Origin of the sequence: Cupriavidus gilardii (genome assembly GCF_013347325.1) — a bacterium.
GTDB classification, from domain to species: domain Bacteria; phylum Pseudomonadota; class Gammaproteobacteria; order Burkholderiales; family Burkholderiaceae; genus Cupriavidus; species Cupriavidus gilardii.
On sequence record NZ_CP054626.1, the window covers coordinates 2,208,263 to 2,226,611 of the forward strand.

16 protein-coding genes are annotated in these 18,349 nt (G+C 68.5%); 11 read left to right on the plus strand and 5 right to left on the minus strand.

Annotation, left to right across the window (positions count from 1 at the left end):
- Positions 1-90: 90 nt before the first annotated feature.
- The 3 genes from FOB47_RS20140 to FOB47_RS20150 form a co-directional block, all read right to left on the minus strand.
- The gene (locus FOB47_RS20140; RefSeq protein ID WP_053822203.1) at positions 91-621 is read right to left on the minus strand and encodes a DNA-deoxyinosine glycosylase; all 531 of its coding nucleotides are present in this window, start codon (positions 619-621) and stop codon (positions 91-93) included.
- Positions 621-2,528 carry a molecular chaperone HtpG gene (htpG, locus tag FOB47_RS20145; protein ID WP_174781929.1) on the minus strand — a complete coding sequence of 636 codons (1,908 nt, stop codon included), beginning with the start codon at positions 2,526-2,528 and terminating at the stop codon, positions 621-623. The genes FOB47_RS20140 and htpG overlap by 1 nt, the downstream gene beginning before the upstream one ends.
- A gap of 178 nt (positions 2,529-2,706) precedes the next feature.
- Positions 2,707-4,311, minus strand: coding sequence for an aminotransferase-like domain-containing protein (locus tag FOB47_RS20150; protein WP_082371508.1), 1,605 nt, complete (start codon positions 4,309-4,311; stop codon positions 2,707-2,709).
- 235 nt (positions 4,312-4,546) lie between these two features.
- Between FOB47_RS20150 and FOB47_RS20155 the strand changes: the two genes are divergently transcribed.
- From FOB47_RS20155 to FOB47_RS20190, 8 genes are all read left to right on the plus strand, one after another.
- Positions 4,547-5,347 (plus strand): alanyl-tRNA editing protein, encoded by an 801-nt coding sequence (locus FOB47_RS20155; RefSeq protein WP_390884859.1) that lies wholly within the window; start codon positions 4,547-4,549, stop codon positions 5,345-5,347.
- A 5-nt stretch (positions 5,348-5,352) separates the two neighbouring features.
- A complete protein-coding gene (locus FOB47_RS20160; protein WP_174782510.1) occupies positions 5,353-6,006 on the plus strand; it encodes a LysE family translocator in 654 nt (217 codons plus the stop codon).
- Positions 6,007-6,121: 115 nt separating this feature from the next.
- Positions 6,122-7,057 (plus strand): DMT family transporter, encoded by a 936-nt coding sequence (locus FOB47_RS20165; RefSeq protein ID WP_144425897.1) that lies wholly within the window; start codon positions 6,122-6,124, stop codon positions 7,055-7,057.
- Between the two features lie 33 nt (positions 7,058-7,090).
- On the plus strand, positions 7,091-7,555 hold the full coding sequence (locus FOB47_RS20170; RefSeq protein ID WP_053822206.1) for a RidA family protein: 465 nt from the start codon (positions 7,091-7,093) through the stop codon (positions 7,553-7,555).
- A 100-nt stretch (positions 7,556-7,655) separates the two neighbouring features.
- The gene (locus FOB47_RS20175; RefSeq protein ID WP_174781930.1) at positions 7,656-8,843 is read left to right on the plus strand and encodes an aminotransferase-like domain-containing protein; all 1,188 of its coding nucleotides are present in this window, start codon (positions 7,656-7,658) and stop codon (positions 8,841-8,843) included.
- Between the two features lie 46 nt (positions 8,844-8,889).
- Positions 8,890-9,534, plus strand: coding sequence for a glutathione S-transferase family protein (locus FOB47_RS20180; protein WP_053822207.1), 645 nt, complete (start codon positions 8,890-8,892; stop codon positions 9,532-9,534).
- 367 nt (positions 9,535-9,901) lie between these two features.
- Positions 9,902-11,578, plus strand: coding sequence for an L-lactate permease (locus FOB47_RS20185; protein ID WP_053822208.1), 1,677 nt, complete (start codon positions 9,902-9,904; stop codon positions 11,576-11,578).
- A gap of 155 nt (positions 11,579-11,733) precedes the next feature.
- Positions 11,734-12,954, plus strand: coding sequence for an ISL3 family transposase (locus tag FOB47_RS20190; RefSeq protein WP_174781215.1), 1,221 nt, complete (start codon positions 11,734-11,736; stop codon positions 12,952-12,954).
- A gap of 36 nt (positions 12,955-12,990) precedes the next feature.
- On the opposite strand, the gene FOB47_RS20195 is transcribed toward FOB47_RS20190, so the two are convergent.
- The gene (locus FOB47_RS20195; RefSeq protein WP_174781931.1) at positions 12,991-14,265 is read right to left on the minus strand and encodes an SUMF1/EgtB/PvdO family nonheme iron enzyme; all 1,275 of its coding nucleotides are present in this window, start codon (positions 14,263-14,265) and stop codon (positions 12,991-12,993) included.
- A 115-nt stretch (positions 14,266-14,380) separates the two neighbouring features.
- On the minus strand, positions 14,381-15,376 hold the full coding sequence (egtD, locus tag FOB47_RS20200) for an L-histidine N(alpha)-methyltransferase (protein WP_082371511.1): 996 nt from the start codon (positions 15,374-15,376) through the stop codon (positions 14,381-14,383).
- A gap of 800 nt (positions 15,377-16,176) precedes the next feature.
- Between egtD and FOB47_RS20205 the strand changes: the two genes are divergently transcribed.
- The 3 genes from FOB47_RS20205 (at position 16,177) to FOB47_RS20215 (ending at position 18,328) form a co-directional block, all read left to right on the plus strand.
- Positions 16,177-16,875, plus strand: a complete 699-nt coding sequence (locus tag FOB47_RS20205; protein ID WP_053822210.1) for a TerC family protein — start codon at positions 16,177-16,179, stop codon at positions 16,873-16,875.
- Positions 16,876-17,045: 170 nt separating this feature from the next.
- Positions 17,046-17,840, plus strand: coding sequence for a thymidylate synthase (locus tag FOB47_RS20210; RefSeq protein WP_174781932.1), 795 nt, complete (start codon positions 17,046-17,048; stop codon positions 17,838-17,840).
- On the plus strand, positions 17,837-18,328 hold the full coding sequence (locus FOB47_RS20215; protein ID WP_053822212.1) for a dihydrofolate reductase: 492 nt from the start codon (positions 17,837-17,839) through the stop codon (positions 18,326-18,328). Before FOB47_RS20210 ends, FOB47_RS20215 begins: the two co-directional genes overlap by 4 nt.
- Positions 18,329-18,349 lie beyond the last annotated feature (21 nt).

Sequence of the window (18,349 nt, forward strand, 5' to 3'; positions counted from 1 at the left end):
AATGCGGTCGGCAATGCGGTCCGCAACGCAGTCAGCAATGCGGCGGGCTACGGAAAGACCGCCCCATTCGAAGAGGCGGTCCGGCGTCAATCACGGCCGCGATTGTGACAGAAGCGCGCGCCACAGCTCCAGTTTCTGCTCGAAGGTGCGCGCGGCATGGGCGGGGCTGGACGAGGGCAGCACCACGGTCTCGTAGCCGGCCGCGGCGAATTGCGGCGCGAAGCGGCCCGAGGTGCCGCCGTTGAAACCGACGCGGCGCAGCGCCGGCGCCAGCTGCCGCAGGCGCTCGAAGTCGTTGGCCTGCGGGTGGCGGATATTGGAATCGAGACTGCCGGGCCGCACGCAGGCGCCCAGCACGTCCCAGATGCCGACGCGATGCGCCAGCACGCGCGTCAGCCGCTCGGCATAGGGCAGCTCGGGCAGCGGCTCGCCGAGCAGCGCCCCCAGCAGCGGCCAGAACTGGTTGCGCGGATGCGCGTAGTACTGGCGCGCGGCCAGCGACGCCGCGCCCGGGAAGCTGCCGAGGATCAGCACGCGGGTATGGCGGTCGATCACCGGCGGCAGGCCCTGCTGCAGGTCTGCCGGTGCCGCCTCCACTGACCCGCCGCGCCGGGCCGGCATCAGGCCAGCAGCTTGTTGATCCGCTGCACGTAGGCGGCGGGGTCTTCCAGCATGCCGCCCTCGGCCAGCAGCGCCTGGTCGAACAGCACGTGCACGCGATCGGCGAAGGCATCGGCATCGCTCTCGCCAAGCTGGCGCAGCTTGCCGACCAGCGCGTGCGACGGGTTCAGCTCGAGGATCGGCTTGGTCTGCGGCGCCTTCTGGCCGGCCTGCTTCAGCAGCCGCTGCAGATAGCCGCTGATCTCGCCCTCGTCCGACACCAGGCACGAGGCCGAGTCGGTCAGGCGCAGCGTCACGCGCACGTCCTTGGCCTTGTCTGCCAGCACCTCCCTGGCGCGCGTCAGCACGTCCTTCCATTCGTCCTCGGCCTTCTGCTGCTCGGCCTTTTCCTCTTCGTCGGCCAGGGCGCCCAGGTCCAGGCCGCCGCGCGCGACCGACACCAGCTCCTTGCCGTCGAACTCGTTCAGGAAGGACAGCATCCATTCGTCGACGCGGTCCGTCAGCAGCAGCACCTCGATACCCTTCTTGCGGAACACCTCCAGATGCGGGCTGGCCTTGGCGGCATTCCAGGTGTCGGCGGTCACGTAGTAGATCTTGTCCTGCCCTTCCTTCATGCGGCCGACATAGTCGGCCAGCGACACGGTCTGCTCGGCCGAATCCTGATGGGTCGAGGCGAAGCGCAGCAGTTTGGCGAGACGCTCCTGGTTCGCGGTGTCCTCGCCCAGGCCTTCCTTGAGCACCTGGCCGAACTGCTGCCAGAAGCTCGCGTACTTGTCGCGCTCGGCCTGGTCCTCGCTGTCGGCCATCGCTTCGAGCATCGACAGCACGCGCTTGGTGCTGCCTTCGCGGATCGCCTTGACGTCGCGGCTTTCCTGCAGCAATTCGCGCGACACGTTCAGCGGCAGGTCGGACGAATCGATCACGCCCTTGACGAAGCGCAGGTAGTTCGGCAGCAGCTGCTCGGCATCGTCCATGATGAAGACGCGCTTGACGTACAGCTTCAGGCCGCCGCGATGGTTGCGGTCCCACAGGTCGAACGGCGCGCGCGCCGGGATGTACAGCAGCTGCGTGTATTCGTTGCGGCCTTCGACGCGGTTGTGCGTCCACGCCAGCGGCTTCTCGTGGTCGTGCGCGATGTGCTGGTAGAAGGCGACGTACTGCTCGTCGGTGATGTCGCTCTTGGCCCGCGTCCACAGCGCGCTGGCCTGGTTGACGCTCTCCCACTCGTCGGTGCGCTTGTACGCGCTGGTGTCGGCGTCCCAGACCTCCTTGGGCATGCGGATCGGCAGCGAGATATGGTCCGAGTACTTGCGGATGATGTCCTTGATCTTCCATGCCGACAGGAAGTCGTCCTCGCCCTCGCGCAGATGCAGCGTGATCGCGGTGCCGCGCTCGGTGCGCTCGATCGCATCGACGGTGAACTCGCCGTCGCCGGCGCTCTCCCAGCGCACCCCCTCGGAGGCGGCCAGGCCGGCGCGGCGGGTCTCGACGGTGACGCGGTCGGCCACGATGAAGGCCGAGTAGAAGCCGACGCCGAACTGGCCGATCAGCGCCGCGTCCTTCTGCTGGTCGCCCGACAGCTGCTCGAAGAATTCCTTGGTGCCCGAACGCGCGATCGTGCCGAGGTTGCGGATCGCCTCGTCGCGGCTCATGCCGATGCCGTTGTCGGTGATCGTGATGGTGCGGGCCTTGCTGTCGGTCTCGATGCGGATCGCCAGGTCGGCGTCGTTCTCGAGCAGCGCGGGATTGGCGATCGCCTCGAAGCGCAGCTTGTCGGTGGCATCCGAGGCGTTCGAGATCAGCTCGCGCAGGAAGATCTCCTTGTTGCTGTACAGGCTGTGGATCATCAGATGCAGCAGCTGCTTGACTTCCGCCTGGAAGCTCATCGTCTCGTGCGTGGCGTTCATGGTTCTCCTCGTCAATGAATCCCGGCGCCGCCGCCGCGCAAAGGCGGCAGCGCCCATCGTTCGGTCCGGTGCGCCGGGGTGGGTGGCATGGCGGCGCCGGTGGCGGCCAGATAGGGACGCCCCGGCGGATTTTCAAGTGGCGGCCCGGCGCTCGAGGCCGCCCCGGGGCGGCCGCGGGCTACAGCCGGTCCAGCTGGCGGGCCAGGAAATCCAGCATCTGCGGATCGTGGCCGCAGGCGACGTTGAAGCGCATCCAGCCCGACGGCAGCTGCGACGGCGAGAACAGGCTGCCGGGCGCGAACAGATAGCCCTCCTCGTGTCCGGCGGTGGCGATCGCGTTGGTATCGCGGCCGGTATCGGCCCACAGGTACATGCCGGCATGCTGGCCGGGGAACAGCGTCAGCCCCAGCTTCTCCAGCGCGTGCCGGGTCTCGTCGCGGGCGCGCTCGAGGCGATTGCGCACGCGCTCGACGTGCTTGCGGTAGTGGCCTTCGGTCAGCACCTTGTACAGCACGCGCTCGTTGATCTCCGGCGTGGCCAGCCCGGCCAGCAGCTTGGTGTCGGTCAGGCTCTGCGCCAGTTCGGGGCGCGCCGCGACGAAGCCGACCCGCAGATTGGCGGCCAGCGTCTTGGAGAAGCTGCCCAGGTAGATCACGCGGCGCAGCTGGTCCAGGCTGGCCAGCCGCGTGGCCGGATGGCCGGGCGGGCACAGGTCGCAGTAGATGTCGTCCTCGACCACCAGGAAGTCGTACTGCTCGGCCAGCCGCAGCAGCTGGAAGGCCTTGGCGGCCGACAGCGAGGTGCCGGTCGGATTGTGCAGCACCGAATTGAGGACCAGCAGCCGCGGACGATGGGCCTGCACGATGCGCTCCAGCGCTTCGAGGTCAGGACCCTCGGCCGTGTACGGCACGCCGATCACCTGCGCACCCTGGGCGGCGAAGCGCGCGAACATCACGAACCAGGCCGGATCGCCGACCAGCACCGGATCGCCGGGACGAACATAGAGCCGCGCGATCAGGTCCAGCGCCTGCGTGATCCCCGAGGTCAGCACGATCTGCTCGGGCGCGGCGCCGATTTCCAGCTCCGCCAGCCGCGTGCGCAGCTGCTGGCGCAGCGGCAGGAAGCCTTCGGGCGTGCCGCTGGCCAGGAAATGGCTGCCCGGCTGGCGCGCCAGGCCGCGCAGCGCGCTGCCGATCAGTTCGCCGTCGAGCCAGTCGTTGGGCAGGAAGCCCAGGCCCGGCGCCTTGCGCGGCTCGGCACGGTGGAACATGTTGCGCAGCAGCCAGGGCACGTCGATGTTGCGCGACGCATGCGGCGCCGTCGAGGCGCCCTCGGCTGGCAGGCCGGTGCCCGGGCCGGGGCCGATCGACGGCCCGCGCTCGCGCACGAAGAAGCCGGAGCCGCGCCGCGATTCCAGATAGCCCAGCGCGACCAGCCGGTCATAGGCCTCGACCACGGTAAAGCGCGAGATGCCCTTGTCCTGGGCGAGCTGCCGGATCGAAGGCATGCGCATGCCGGGGCGGAACACCCGCTCCTCGATCCGCATCCGCGCCCATTCGGTCAGCTGCCCGACCAGCGTCATCTGCGCCGAGGGCACCGGGTCCGGCAGGCTGTCGGCGGCCGACAGCTCGCCCGATGCCGGAGGGGCCGACGGCAGGACCAGCCGCAGCGGACGGCGGCTGGCGGCGCGCGCCGGCCTGCCGGCCGCCTCGGTCGCTTGCCCGGCCGGCGGCGCTTGCCCGGTCTCGCCGTGCGGCGACCCGGCCTGATTTCCTGTTTCCATGGACGGTCCCCGAAAACTGTACTGAGGATCAGCAGAATAACTGTATCGGTACTGTACCGACAACCTTGTCTAACATCGACACACGATAAAAGCCGGTCCGGCGTCACCCGGCGCACCGGCGCCGACTGTCCGGCCGGCAAGGCCATGCCGCGACAGGCCGCCGCACCGGTACAGGCCCCGGCGGACGACCCATACCGATCCAGATAACCCGCACCCGCACGACAGGAGACTCCCGATGTCCGACACCCCGTTGCCGCCGACGCGCAAGCGCTTCGACGAGGACGCCTATCTCGACCGCTGCGACGCCACCGTGCTCGCGGTACTGCCCGAAGGCATCGTGCTCGACGAAACCGTCTGCTACGCGCGCAGCGGCGGCCAGGCCGGCGATACCGGGACGCTGACGCTGGCCGACGGCAGCACGATCGCGCTGGGCGAAACCCTGTACGCGGCCGACCGCAGCGCGATCCTGCACGTGCCCGCGCCCGACCAGCCGCTGCCGGCGCTGGCCCCGGGCGAGCGCGTCACCGTCGCGATCGACTGGGCGCGCCGCCATCGGCTGGTGCGGCTGCACACCTGCCTGCATCTGCTCGGCTCGCTGATCCCCGTGCCGGTGACCGGCTGCAACATCAACCCGGACACGGCGCGGATCGACTTCGACCTGCCCGAATCGACGCTGGACAAGGCCGAGCTCAGCGAGCGGCTCAATGCGCTGATCGCCGCCAATACACCGGTCCGGATCGACCGCATCACGCCGGAGCAGCTGGCGGCCGAGCCGGAACTGGTACGCACCATCGGCGCGGCGCCGCCCGCGGGCACCAGCCAGATCCGCATCATCGAGATCCCCGGCATCGACCGGCAGCCCTGCGGCGGCACCCATGTTGCCGCGGTCGGCGAGATCGGCCCGGTGGCGGTGACCAAGATCGAGAAGAAGAGCCGCACCAACCGGCGCGTGGTCGTCAACTTCGCCGAGGCGGCCGGACAGGCCGCGGCTGCCCAGGCCGGCTCCGACGCCAGGCCGGCGCGCGCCGCGGCATGAGTGCGATGCCGATGGATGCCGCGCCGGCCGGCTGGCTCGCCGGGCTGAGCGTGACGCAGTTTGCCGCGCTGCTGTCGCTGATGACGGTCGGCCTGTTCACGCCCGGACCCAACACCACCATTGCCGCGGTGACCGGGGCCAATTTCGGCCTGCGCGCGACGCTGCCGCACTGCATCGGCGTCGCGCTCGGCTTTGCCAGCATCCTCGCGCTGTGCGCGGCCGGCGTCGGCGCGCTGATCGTGGCAAGCCCGGTGCTGGCCACGATCGTCCATCTGGCCGGCGTGGCCTATCTGCTGTGGCTGGCCGCGAAGATCGGCCGCAGCGCCGCGCTCAGCGAGCGGCAGGTGCTGGCGCCGCTGTCGGTCTGGCAATCGGTGGCGCTGCAGTACGCCAACATCAAGGCCTGGATGCTGGCGCTGGCGATCGCCGCCTCCTACATGTCGGGCGCCGCGTCGCCGCTGCAGCGCGGTCTGCTGGTATGCGCGGTGTTCGGCGTGTTCGGCTTTCTGAGCAACGGCGCCTACGGCGCGATGGGCGCGTCGCTGCGCCAGTGGCTGCAGGTCGGCCAGCGCATCCGCTGGTTCAACCGCGCGATGGGGTTGGCGCTGGCGGCCACCGCGCTGTGGATCGCCTTCGCCGGGCGGCCCGCGATTTCTTGACGCTGCACAAGCGGCCCCGCATGAACGCCACCAGGACCCTGTCATGACGCAACGCGACTCCGCCGCGACCTGTTCATCGCGCGCGGCCATGCCGGCCGACACCCCGAGCGGCGGCATGCTGCTCGGCTTCATCGGCGTGGCGATCTTCAGCCAGACGCTGCCGTTCACGCGGATGGCGGTGGCCGAGCTCGACGCCACCTTCGTCGCGCTGGCCCGCGCGCTGGTCGCCACGCTGCTCGCCTTGGCGCTGCTGTGGCAACGCGGCGCGCTGTCGGCGGCGCGCCGCCCGCGTGGCGGACAATGGTTGCGGCTCGCCGTGACCGCGCTGGGCGTGGTGATCGGCTTTCCGCTGTTCTCGTCGCTGGCGATGCGCGAGGTGCCGGCCAGCCATGGCGCGATCGTGATCGGGCTGCTGCCGCTGGCCACCGCGGTATTCGCCGCCTGGTTCGGCCGCGAGCGGCCGTCGACCGCATTCTGGGCCGCGGCGCTCGCGGGCAGCGCGCTGGTGGTCGGCTTCGCGCTGTGGCAAGGCGCCGGCGCGCTGCAGCACGCCGACTGGCTGCTGTTCGCCGCGATGGTACTGGGCGCGCTCGGCTACGCCGAAGGCGGCAAGCTGTCGCGCGAGCTCGGCGGCCTCGAAACGATCAGCTGGGCGCTGGTGGTCTCGCTGCCGGTGGTGCTGCCGACGGTCGCGTGGCTGGCCGCGCAGACGCTGCCGCAGATCGCCGCGGCGTCGGCGCGCGCATGGCTGGGCATGGCCTACGTCTCGCTCTTTTCGATGTTCATCGGCTTCGTCTTCTGGTACGCCGGACTGGCGAAAGGGGGCGTGGCCCGCGTCGGCCAGATACAATTGCTGCAGCCGTTCATGACGCTGGCCGGCGGCGCCTGGCTGCTGGCCGAGCCGCTCGACGCGCCCACCATCGGTTTCGCCGTCGCGGTGATCGCGGTGGTGGCGCTGGGCCGCCGCACCGCGGTACGCGCCGCGCCCGCTGCTGCCGCTACGGCCGCTGCCGCCGCGTCCACCGGCCTGCCGCCGGCACGATCCCGCTGAACCACCCCGAACTCTCGAGAAACAGGAGTCTTCATGTCCGTCTACGACACCCTCGCCCGCCTGGGCATCGAACTGCCGGCCGCCGGCGCCCCGGCCGCCGCCTACGTGATGGCCGCGCAGACCGGCAACACGGTCTTCCTGTCGGGCCATATCGCCCGCAAGGACGGCAAGCCGTGGGTCGGCAAGCTCGGCGACCAGCTGGGCACCGAAGAGGGCAAGGCGGCGGCGCGCGCGATCGCGATCGACCTGCTGGCGACGCTGCACGCGCATGTCGGCGACCTGAACCGCGTGACGCGCATCGTCAAGGTGATGAGCCTGGTCAATTCGACGCCGGACTTCACCGAGCAGCACCTGGTCACCAACGGCTGTTCCGAGCTGCTGGCCGAAGTGTTCGGCGACAAGGGCAAGCATGCGCGCAGCGCGTTCGGCGTCGCGCAGATTCCGCTGGGCGCCTGCGTCGAGATCGAGATGATCGTCGAGGTGCAAGCCGCCCAATAAGACCAGCCCCACCGTTTCAGGCGTGCGCGCCGCGCATCGCCACATCGATTTGACCGACATCGCGCGGCGCCGCCGCGCGAGAACCACACAAGAGACCATCATGCATTGGGCCATCTCCCGCCGGGCGCAACAACTGACCAGCTCGGCCATCCGCGAAATCCTCAAGGTCACCGAGCGTCCGGAAGTCATTTCGTTCGCCGGCGGCTTGCCGTCGCCCGCGACCTTCCCGGTCGCCGCGATGGAACAGGCGGTGGCCCGTGTATTCGCCGACAACCCGCACGCCGCGCTGCAGTACACCGCCACCGAAGGCTATCTGCCGCTGCGCGAATTCATCGCGCGCCGCCATGGCGTCGATGTCGAGCGCGTGCTGATCACCACCGGCTCGCAGCAGGCGCTCGACCTGCTGGCCAAGGTGCTGATCGATCCGGGCAGCCCGGTGCTGGTCGAGACGCCCAGCTATCTCGGCGCGCTGCAGGCCTTCTCGCTGTTCGAGCCCGAGTTCGTCTCGCTGCCTAGCGACGACCAGGGCCTGCAGCCCGAGGCGCTGACCGCCGAGCTGACCGCGGGCGCGCGCTTCCTGTACGCGCTGCCGAACTTCCAGAACCCGACCGGCCGCCGCATGCCGCTGGAGCGCCGCCAGGCGCTGGTGCAGCGCGCCCGCGAACTGAACGTGCTGCTGATCGAGGACGATCCCTACGGCGAGCTCAGCTACACCGGCAACCAGCTGCCGACGCTGCTGTCGATGAACCCGGACGGCGTGATCTACATGGGCTCGTTCTCCAAGGTGCTGGCCCCGGGCCTGCGCCTGGGCTATGTGATCGCCCCGCCCGATCTGCATTTCAAGCTGTGCCAGGCCAAGCAAGCCTCCGACCTGCATACGCCGAGCTTCACCCAGCGCGTCGCCTACGAAACCATCCGCGACGGCCTGCTCGATACGCATATCCCGACCATCCGCGAGCTGTACGGCAGCCAGTGCCGCTACATGCTGGACGCGCTGTCGCGCCACATGCCGGCCGGCGTCAAGTGGAACCAGCCCGAGGGTGGCATGTTCATCTGGATGTCGCTGCCCGAGGGGCTGGACAGCATGGCGATCCTGCAGGAGGCGGTCAAGCGCCATGTCGCCTATGTGCCCGGCGCCCCGTTCTTCGCCACCAATCCGCGCCAGAATACGCTGCGGCTGGCCTTCGTCACGGTGCCCCCCGAGCGCATCGAGCAAGGGGTGGCGATCCTCGGCAAGCTGTTCGCCGAGGCCATCGCGGCGCAGGCCGGCCAGGCCAGGGCCGCCTGATCGGGATCGACAGGCCGCGGCACCGTCCAGAACAAGGAAGACCGATATGTTGCGCATCTGGGGCCGGCTCTCTTCGATCAACGTCCAGAAGGTCGTCTGGTGCGCGCGTGAACTGCATCTCGATCACGAGCGGATCGATATCGGCGTCACGCGCGGCGACCTGGACACCGAGGCCTACGTCCGCCTGAACCCGAACCGGCTGATCCCGGTGATCGAAGACTTCCGCGGCACCGATATCGGCGGCGAGCCGTTCGTGCTGTGGGAATCGAATGCGATCGTGCGCTACCTGTGCGCGCAGTATGGCGAAGGCACGCTGTGGCCGGAGGACGTGCGCACGCGCGCCTCCGCCGACCGCTGGATGGACTGGCAGAACACCGCCTTCACGCCGGCCATGGTCGACGCCTTCGTGCAGACGGTGCGCACGCCGGCAGAGCGCCGCGACGCCGATGCGGTCGCCCGCTCGATCGCGCGCGCCGAGCCGCTTGCCGCGCTGCTCGACAAGGCGCTGACCGGGCGCGAGTTCATCTGCGACGACCGCTTCAGCATGGCCGACATCTCGCTGGCCTGCGCCGCGCACCGCTGGATGGGCATGCCGATCCAGCGCGAGCCGCGTCCGGAACTGGAGCGCTGGCTGGCGAAGATGCGCGCGCGGCCGGCCGCCTCGGGCATCCTGGTGCTGCCGCTCGCCTGAGCACCGCGCAAGCGCCGATCCGTACCGCCTGGGCGCCGCCGTCGATGCCGGCCGCCCGCCTCCCGGCGCGGCCTTTCCTCGCCGTTCCATCGCCGCCGTGCCGGCAAGCAGACATTTCCGTTCCGCAACAATTGGAGTACGCTGCACACCGGACGCGCGCCCCGGGCAAACCCTGATTCCTGAATCCGGTTCACGCCCACCATGACGCGATGTATCGCGGGTGATGTATAGCCGTCCTTAAAATCGTCCGCTTGCTCGTGCGCGAAGCTTGGGTCACCCCTGCGCGTCCCTCGCGTGCGCAGGCAAACCGGCGAGGATCGCCCGCAGAAGGATGGCTCGCCGGCCCATCACTGAGGAGGATTCAATCGTGTGGAGTCAAGTCTACGACCCGCTTGGCAGCATGGCCCTGTCCACGCTCGCCGCGGGCGTGCCGGTCGCTGTGCTGTTGGGCGCACTGGCGTTCTTTCATCTGCAAGCTCACCTGGCCGCCGGCCTGGCGCTGGTGGTGGGCATCGTGGTCGCTTCGGCGATCTTCGGCATGCCCGCCGCGATGGCCGGCAAGGCCGCCGGCCTGGGCATCGCTTCCGGCCTGTTCCCGATCGGCTGGATCGTGCTGAACATCATCTTCCTGCACCGGCTGACCACGCTGAACGGCTCGTTCAAGGTGCTGCAAGGTTCGATCGCCGGCATCACCGAGGACAGGCGCCTGCAGCTGCTGCTGGTCGCATTCAGCTTCGGCGCCTTCTTCGAGGGCGCGGCCGGTTTCGGCACGCCGGTGGCGGTCACGGGCGCGATCCTGATCGGCCTGGGCTTCTCGCCGCTGGCGGCCTCGGGCCTGGCGCTGATCGCCAATACCGCGCCGGTCGCCTACGGCGCGCTCGGCTCGCCGATCATTGCGCTGTCGGCGGTGACCGGTCTCGATCTGCTCGACCTGTCGGCGATGATCGGCCGCCAGCTGCCGCTGTTCTCGGTGCTGGTGCCGTTCTGGCTGATCTGGGCGTTTGCCGGCTTCCGCGGCATGCTCGAGGTCTGGCCGGCGATCCTGGTGGCCGGCGTCAGCTTCGCGATCCCGCAGTTCCTGGTGTCGAACTACCACGGCCCGTGGCTGGTCGACGTGATCGCCGCGCTGGTGTCGATGGGCTCGCTGGCGCTGTTCCTGAAGGTCTGGAAGCCGAAGAAGATCTGGACCACCACCAAGATCCTGGGCCGCCACGACGAGTCGAAGGTCGACGATCCCGAGGCGGTCGCCGCCGAGGCGCGCGCCAACGCCGCTGCCGCCGGCATCTCGACCGCCAAGGCCTGGATGCCGTGGGTGATCCTGACCGTGTTCGTCTTCATCTGGGGCGTGCCGCAGATCAAGAAGGCGTTCGACGCGATCTGGTCGTGGAAGTACGCGATCCCGGGCCTGGACAAGGCGGTGCTGAAGGTGCCGCCGGTGGTGCCGCAGCAGGTCGCCGAGGCCGCGGTGTTCAACTTCAACGTGCTGTCGATGGCAGGCACCGGCATCCTGGTCGCCGCCGTGGTCGGCGGGCTGCTGATGGGCTATTCGGTGCCGCGCCTGCTGCGCGAGTACTGGAACACGATCAAGCTGGTGCGCTACTCGCTGCTGACGATCTGCGCGATGTTCGGCGTCGGCTACCTGACCCGCTACTCGGGCCTGGACGCGACGCTGGGCCTGGCCTTTGCGCACACCGGCGTGTTCTACCCGCTGTTCGGCACCATGCTCGGCTGGCTGGGCGTCGCGCTGACCGGCTCCGACACCGCGTCGAACGTGCTGTTCGGCGGGCTGCAGAAGACCACCGCGGAGCAGCTCGGGCTGTCGCCGGTGCTGATGGCGTCGGCCAACAGCTCGGGCGGCGTGATGGGCAAGATGATCGATGCGCAGTCGATCGTGGTGGCCTCGACCGCGACCAAGTGGTACGGCCACGAGGGCGACATCCTGCGCTACGTGTTTTTCCACTCGATCGTGCTGGCGATTCTGGTCGGCCTGTTCGTCACGCTGCAGGCCTATGTGGAGCCGTTCACGCGGATGGTGATTCACTGACGTCGCTACCGTTCCCGCCTGCGCGGGGACGACCAAGCCAACGGCAACTGCGCCCCGCTTCGGCGGGGCTTTTTTATGGTTCTTCGCAGAATTCCGTGAAGGGTTCCGGTTTTTCGTATGCTTGATGCCTGTTATTTCAGGGGTCAGGAGCGGGAATGCTGGATCGGAAGACGTTGCAGGCGCTGGGTTGCTGGACCGGATACCGTCTTGAGCGGGTAGTCTGGCCCGAAGGCGACAGTCGGACGCTATCGCTTTATCTGAAGCCGACCAGCAAGGTCATGCACTGCCAGGAATGCGGTGCGCGCTGCAAGCAGGTACACGAGACCACCGTTCGGCGGGTACGAGACCTGCCGATTTTCGACTATCGCGTCGTTCTACACGTGCCGCGCCGGCGTGTCTGGTGTGATCAATGTGGCGGCCCGCGGCTGGAGCGCCTGGATTGGCTCGGGCGCTATCAGCGCGTGACAGCGCGCCTGGCCGAGGCTTGTGGTCGACTGTTGCGCGACTGCTCGGTGCGCGCTGTCGCCGCGTTCTATGAGCTTGGGTGGCACACGATCAAGTCCATCGACAAGGCGCGCTTGCGCGAGGCGGTGACGGAGCCGGACTGGGCCAACATCCGCTATCTGGCGATGGACGAATTTGCGCTGCATAAGGGCCACCGCTACGCCACGGTCGTCGTGGACCCGATCGGCCGGCAGGTGCTGTGGATTGGCAAGGGCCGTTCACGCGAGACGGCGCGCGCCTTCTTCGAGCAACTGCCAGCGGGCGCGGCAGAGCGGATTGAAGCGGTTGCCATCGACATGACGACGGCATATGAACTCGAGATCCGCGAGCATTGCCCGCAGGCCGAAGTCGTCTATGACTTGTTCCATATCGTGGCCAAATATGGACGCGAGGTCATTGATCGGGTTCGGGTCGATCAAGCCAATCGGCTACGCCACGACAGGCCGGCCCGACGCGTTCTGAAGTCGACGCGTTGGCTGCTGCTGCGCAATCGGGCCAATCTGAGCGAGGGTCAGGCCATTCATCTGAACGAGGTGTTGGCTGCGAACCGACCGTTGATGACGGTCTACATCCTGCGCGACGAACTCAAGCGGCTGTGGTTCTACCGCCGCCCGGGATGGGCGCAGCGGGCATGGCACAACTGGTTTGAGCAAGCGCAGCAAAGCGGTATTGGTCCGTTACAGCAGTTCGCCCATCGCTTGAGCGGCTACTGGCACGGCATTGTGGCCCGGTGCCGGCACCCGCTGAACACCAGCGTCGTCGAAGGCATCAATAACACCATCAAGGTCATCAAGCGGCGCGCTTACGGCTATCGCGATGAGGAGTACTTCTTCCTCAAAATCCGCGCTGCCTTCCCCGGTATTCCTCGATGAACCTTTTTTATTGCCGGACGATCGGCGCGGCCGGGCTCACAGCGCGCAGGTACGAAAGCCCACGAAGGCGGCGTCTTCCTCCGGCGCCAGCGCCAGCCGCGCGCGCGCATGGCGCAGCCGCGCCGGGCCGACGAAGCAGGCGCCGCGCACGGCCTGGCAGACGCCGAACCGCGCCTGCATCGCGCTGTCCCCGGGGCCGGGGTGCGACGGCACGTCGGCAAAGCCCGCATAGGGCTCGTACGGCGTCGCGGTCCATTCGCGCACCATGCCCCAGCGAAAGCCGCCGCGGTTCTGCACCGCAGCCATTTCCCACTCGGCCTCGTCGGGCAGCCGGCGGCCGGCCCAGGCGCACCAGGCCTGCGCCTCGTACAGCGTCACGTGCCGCACCGCCTCGTCGGGATTGAGCGTGCGCAGCGTGTCGAAGCGCTGCGCCATCCAGGCGCGCGTCTGCGCATGGCGCTCCCAGTAGCGCGGCGCCGAGCGCTCCTGCGTCATCAGCCACTGGCGGCCGGCCGGCGACCACCAGTTGGGGCGCTCGTAGCCGCCGTCGTCGACGAACTCCAGAAATTGCGCATTGGTGACCGGCGCGGCGTCGATCTCGAAGGCCGGCACATAGGTGGGCTGCGCGGGCAGCTCGTCGGGCATCGCGAAGCCGTCGGGCTCGCCCCAGCCCTGCGTGAAACGGCCGCCGGGAAACTGCAGCGTGCCGGCGTCGGGCACGCTGACCGGCGGGCGGGTCAGCGCGGGATCGTCGGGCGCCGTCGCCAGCGCCTGCAGCAGCGCCGCGATCCGTTCGATCTGCGCGTCCTCGTGCTGCAGGGCCCGACGGAAGGGATACAGCGTGTCGTCGCCATCGTCGGGCAGCAGCGCGATCCGCCGCAGCACCGCGTCGAGCACCGAGGCCGCATAGTGCTTGAGCGCGGCGACATCGGGCAACGCCGCTTCCCAGCGCGCATCGGGACCGATGCGCTCGGGATCGAACCATTCGTCGGCACCGTCGAGCATCGCCGGCGCGGCCGGCACCGGCAGCAGCACGCCGCCGCGCTCTTGCCATTGGACGTCGCGCAGGCACCACCATTCGGCGTGCCAGGCGAGATGGCCCAGCGTCCATAGCGGCGGATCGGCATCGTACTGGCGCGGCACGATCCAGCCGCGCCTGGACGCGCCGAACGCGGCCAGCCAGGCCAGCGTGCGGTTGCGGCTGTCGACCAGCGCCTGCGCCACGCCTTCGCGCGGCAGCCGCCGCGGATCGCTCCAGTCGTGCCGGCCGCCGGCGAAATACAGATCGGGAAGCATGGTGAAGCCGCTCATCGGATTGCCCGCCTCGTCAAAAGCCGCTGGGAAACCGCGCGCAGCGCGAGCGGCATGTCAGCGGCCATTATGACACCGCGGCTTTTTCCTTCCCTTGCGCCGGCCTGTTCGACCCTCAGGCCGGCACGCGCGCGTGGAACACCGCGAACCATTGCCGCGCGTCGGTCCAGCAGACCGGATCGGCAAAGCCCGCCTCTTCGAGCAGCGCGGCAAACCCGTCGACGCGGTACTTGTGCGAGTCCTCGGTATGGATGCGTTCGCCGGCATGGAAGGCGCGGCCGCCGCCGGTCCAGTGGACCTCGACGTCGCGCACCGCCTGCAGATGCATCTGGATACGCGAGCCGGGCCGGTCGAAGCTGGCGACATGGCGCCAGTCGGCCAGCGCGAAGTTGGCGTCGATCGCGCGATTGACGTTGCGCAGCACGTTGCGGTTGAACGCCGCGGTCACGCCGAGCGCATCGTCGTAGGCCGATACCAGCTGCGCCTCGTCCTTGATCAGATCGACGCCGATCAGCACGCCGTCACCCTGGCGCGCCGCCGCGCGCAGCCGCTGCAGCAGCGCCAGCGCGGCATCGGGCGCGAAGTTGCCGATGCTGGAGCCCGGATAGAAGAACAGCCGCCGGCCCTGACGGATCGGCGCCGGCAGCGCGAGCGGCGCACACAGGTCCGCACCCAGTCCCAGCATCGGAATCTGCGGATGCTGCTGCTGCAGTCCGGCCAGCGTGTCGCGCAGGAATTCGACCGAGATATCGAGCGCGACGTATTGCGCGGGGCGCAGCACGCCGAACAGCCGCGCCGCCTTCTGGCAGTTGCCGGCGCCAAGGTCGATCAGCACGCCGCCGCTGCCGCAGCGCGCGCCGATCGCGCTCGCGTGCGCGGCGAAGATCTCGGCCTCGGTGCGGGTCGGGTAGTACTCGGGCAACGCGGTGATCGCCTCGAACAGCCGCGAGCCGAGCACGTCGTAGAAGTGCTTGGGCTGGACGCTGGCGTGCGGAGCCAGCAGACCGTCGATCAGCTCGGCGCGCTCGGCCTCGTCGTCGTGGCGGTACTGCTGCACGAAGGCGAGCGGATCGCCGAAGCGCGAGCGTGCCCTGGCCAGCGATGAGGCCACGGCCGCGGGCGGAGAAGACGAGGAAGAGGAAGACGATGAGGACGGTGAAGGCGATGCGGAAGACGGGGACGATGAAGAGGTGGCGCGCGCCGCGGATCCGTTGTCCTGGCGGATGTGGCGCGATGGCATACCGATCGGGTCAGCCGGCATAGGGTTCTTGTTCCTTCTGGTCGGTTGATGTGGCTGGATGACACTGAGCACTGCGCTGTCCGCATTCCGTATCGAGCGTCGAGCGCTGCGCAACCCCGAACCCCGGTCACACCGCCGCTGCCATCGGGGCAAACGCCGACAAACGGCCGGTGCGGGCAGAGGACACGCCGCCATCGCTGTCCGGCGGCGCATCGGCCACTGCCGATCCGGTAAGAATAGGCGCTATCGGGCCCGTCTGCCTGCCCGCCTGCCTCCGACACGCGCCGGGCGCTTTGCCCGGGCCATGGCGGGGCAAGAAGCGGCCGGGGGCGTGGCACGGGGCCGGGTAAACGCCATTTGCCGCAAAGGCGACAATCGCCATCGACCTCGTTTATAATCCGTGCCCAAGCAAGGCCGACCACGGCCAAGCCCCTTCAAAGGGGAGTAGCTCCAGGGCAGCCCGCCCTTAGCACAATCGTCATTACGAGCGCCGCGCCCCCATTGCGGCCTCCGGTTGTGCTGACCGTACCGGCGATGTCAGCGTTATCGGCAATATCGCAGTTCGGTCGAGCAAGACCTTTGCAACCTGGATTCATGGTTTGCAGAGGCTCCCGTCCGCGGCTGCATGACTCCAGGCGAACCGATATTTCACGTTTCCAACAGGAGAGTTCATGGAGTGGCTTACCGATCTGTTCACGATGCAGTTTCTGACGGCACTGCTGTCGATCGTCGTCATCGACCTGGTGCTCGCTGGCGACAACGCCATCGTGATCGCGCTGGCGGCGCGTAACCTGCCGCCGCATCTGCAAAAGAAGGCCATCGTCTGGGGCACCATCGGTGCCGTCGTGGTCCGTTCGGCCATGACCATCGGTGTCGTCTGGCTGCTGAAGATTCCTGGCCTGATGCTGGTCGGTGGCCTCGCGCTGGTGTGGATCGCCTACAAGCTGCTGTCCGACGAAAACGGCGAGGACGAACATGGCGCCCCGGCGACCACGCTGGCCGGCGCGATGAAGACGATCATCATCGCCGACGCCGTGATGGGCGTCGACAACGTGCTGGCCGTGGCCGGCGCCGCGCACGGCAGCTTCCTGCTGGTGGTGCTGGGCCTGCTGATCAGCATCCCGATCGTCGTCTGGGGCTCGCGCCTGGTGCTCAAGCTGATGGCCCGCTACCCGGTCATCATCTACCTGGGCGCCGGCGTGCTGGCCTTCACCGCGGCCAAGATGATCCTGGGCGAACCGCTGGTCAAGCCGTTCTTCGCCGCCAACCCGGCGCTGGCCTGGCTGCTGTATGCCGTGATCATCGGCGGTGTGCTGGGAGCCGGCTATATGGTGCAGAAGCGCCGCGCGCCGGCAGTGGAAAGCCAGTAAGCGGCAAGCTGTCGTCCCCGCGCAGGCGGGAATGACAACGATCCGGGCAAAGGGCGGCTCCATCGGGGCCGCCCTTTTTTCATGCCGGCGCCCCTTGCGAGCGCATCGGCTAGAATGACGGCCTGGCCCGCATGCCCCCGCGCTGCGGCCCTTTTTCCTTTCCGACGCCGATGAAACAGTATCTCGACTTCATGCGCCATGTGTACGAGCATGGCACCGTCAAGGCGGACCGCACCGGCACCGGCACGCGCTCGGTGTTCGGCTATCAGATGCGCTTCGACCTGCGCGAAGGCTTCCCGGTGGTCACCACCAAGAAGCTGCACCTGAAGTCGATCATCCATGAGCTGCTGTGGTTTCTGCAGGGCTCGACCAATGTGCGCTGGCTGCAGGAGCACGGCGTCACGATCTGGGACGAATGGGCCGACGAGAACGGTGAGCTCGGCCCGATCTACGGCTATCAGTGGCGTTCCTGGCCCGCGCCCAACGGCGAGCATATCGACCAGATCGCCCAGCTGATCGAACAGATCCGCAGCAATCCGGATTCGCGCCGGCTGATCGTGTCGGCCTGGAACGTCGGCGACATCCCGCGCATGAAGCTGCCGCCCTGCCACGCGTTCTTCCAGTTCTACGTGGCCGACGGCCGGCTGTCGTGCCAGCTGTACCAGCGCAGCGCCGACATCTTCCTCGGCGTGCCGTTCAATATCGCCAGCTACGCGCTGCTGACGCACATGATCGCGCAGCAGACGGACCTCGAAGTCGGCGATTTCGTCTGGACCGGCGGCGACTGCCACATCTACAGCAATCACGAGGAACAGGTCCGCACGCAGCTCGCGCGCGAGCCGATGGCGCTGCCGAAGCTGGAAATCCTGCGCAAGCCCGATTCGATCTTCGACTACCGCTACGAGGACTTCGCGCTGGTCGGCTACGAATCGCATCCGGCCATCAAGGCCCCGGTCGCGGTATGACGCTGCTGACGCTGATCGTCGCGCGCGCGCGCAATGGCGTGATCGGCCGCGACAACACGCTGCCGTGGCGGCTGCCCGAGGACCTGGCGCACTTCAAGCGCACCACGATGGGCGCGCCGGTAATCATGGGCCGCAAGACCTGGGAATCGATCGGCCGGCCGCTGCCGGGCCGCCGCAATATCGTGGTGAGCCGCAATCCCGGACTGCGGCTCGATGGCGCGGAAACCGCGTGCTCGCTCGAGGATGCGCTGCGGCTGTGCGTCGGTGTCGAGCAGGTGTTCCTGATCGGCGGCGCGCAGCTCTACGCCGAGGCGCTGCCCAGCGCCGACCGGCTGATCGTCACCGAGATCGACGCCGATATCGAGGGCGATGCGCACTTCCCCGAGATCGACCCGCGGCGCTGGATCGCCACCGAACGGGAGCGCCATCGTTCGGAGTCGAACGGCTTCGACTATGCGTTCGTGACGTACGAACGGGCGCCGGAGTAATCTGGGTTTCCCCCCTCTCCC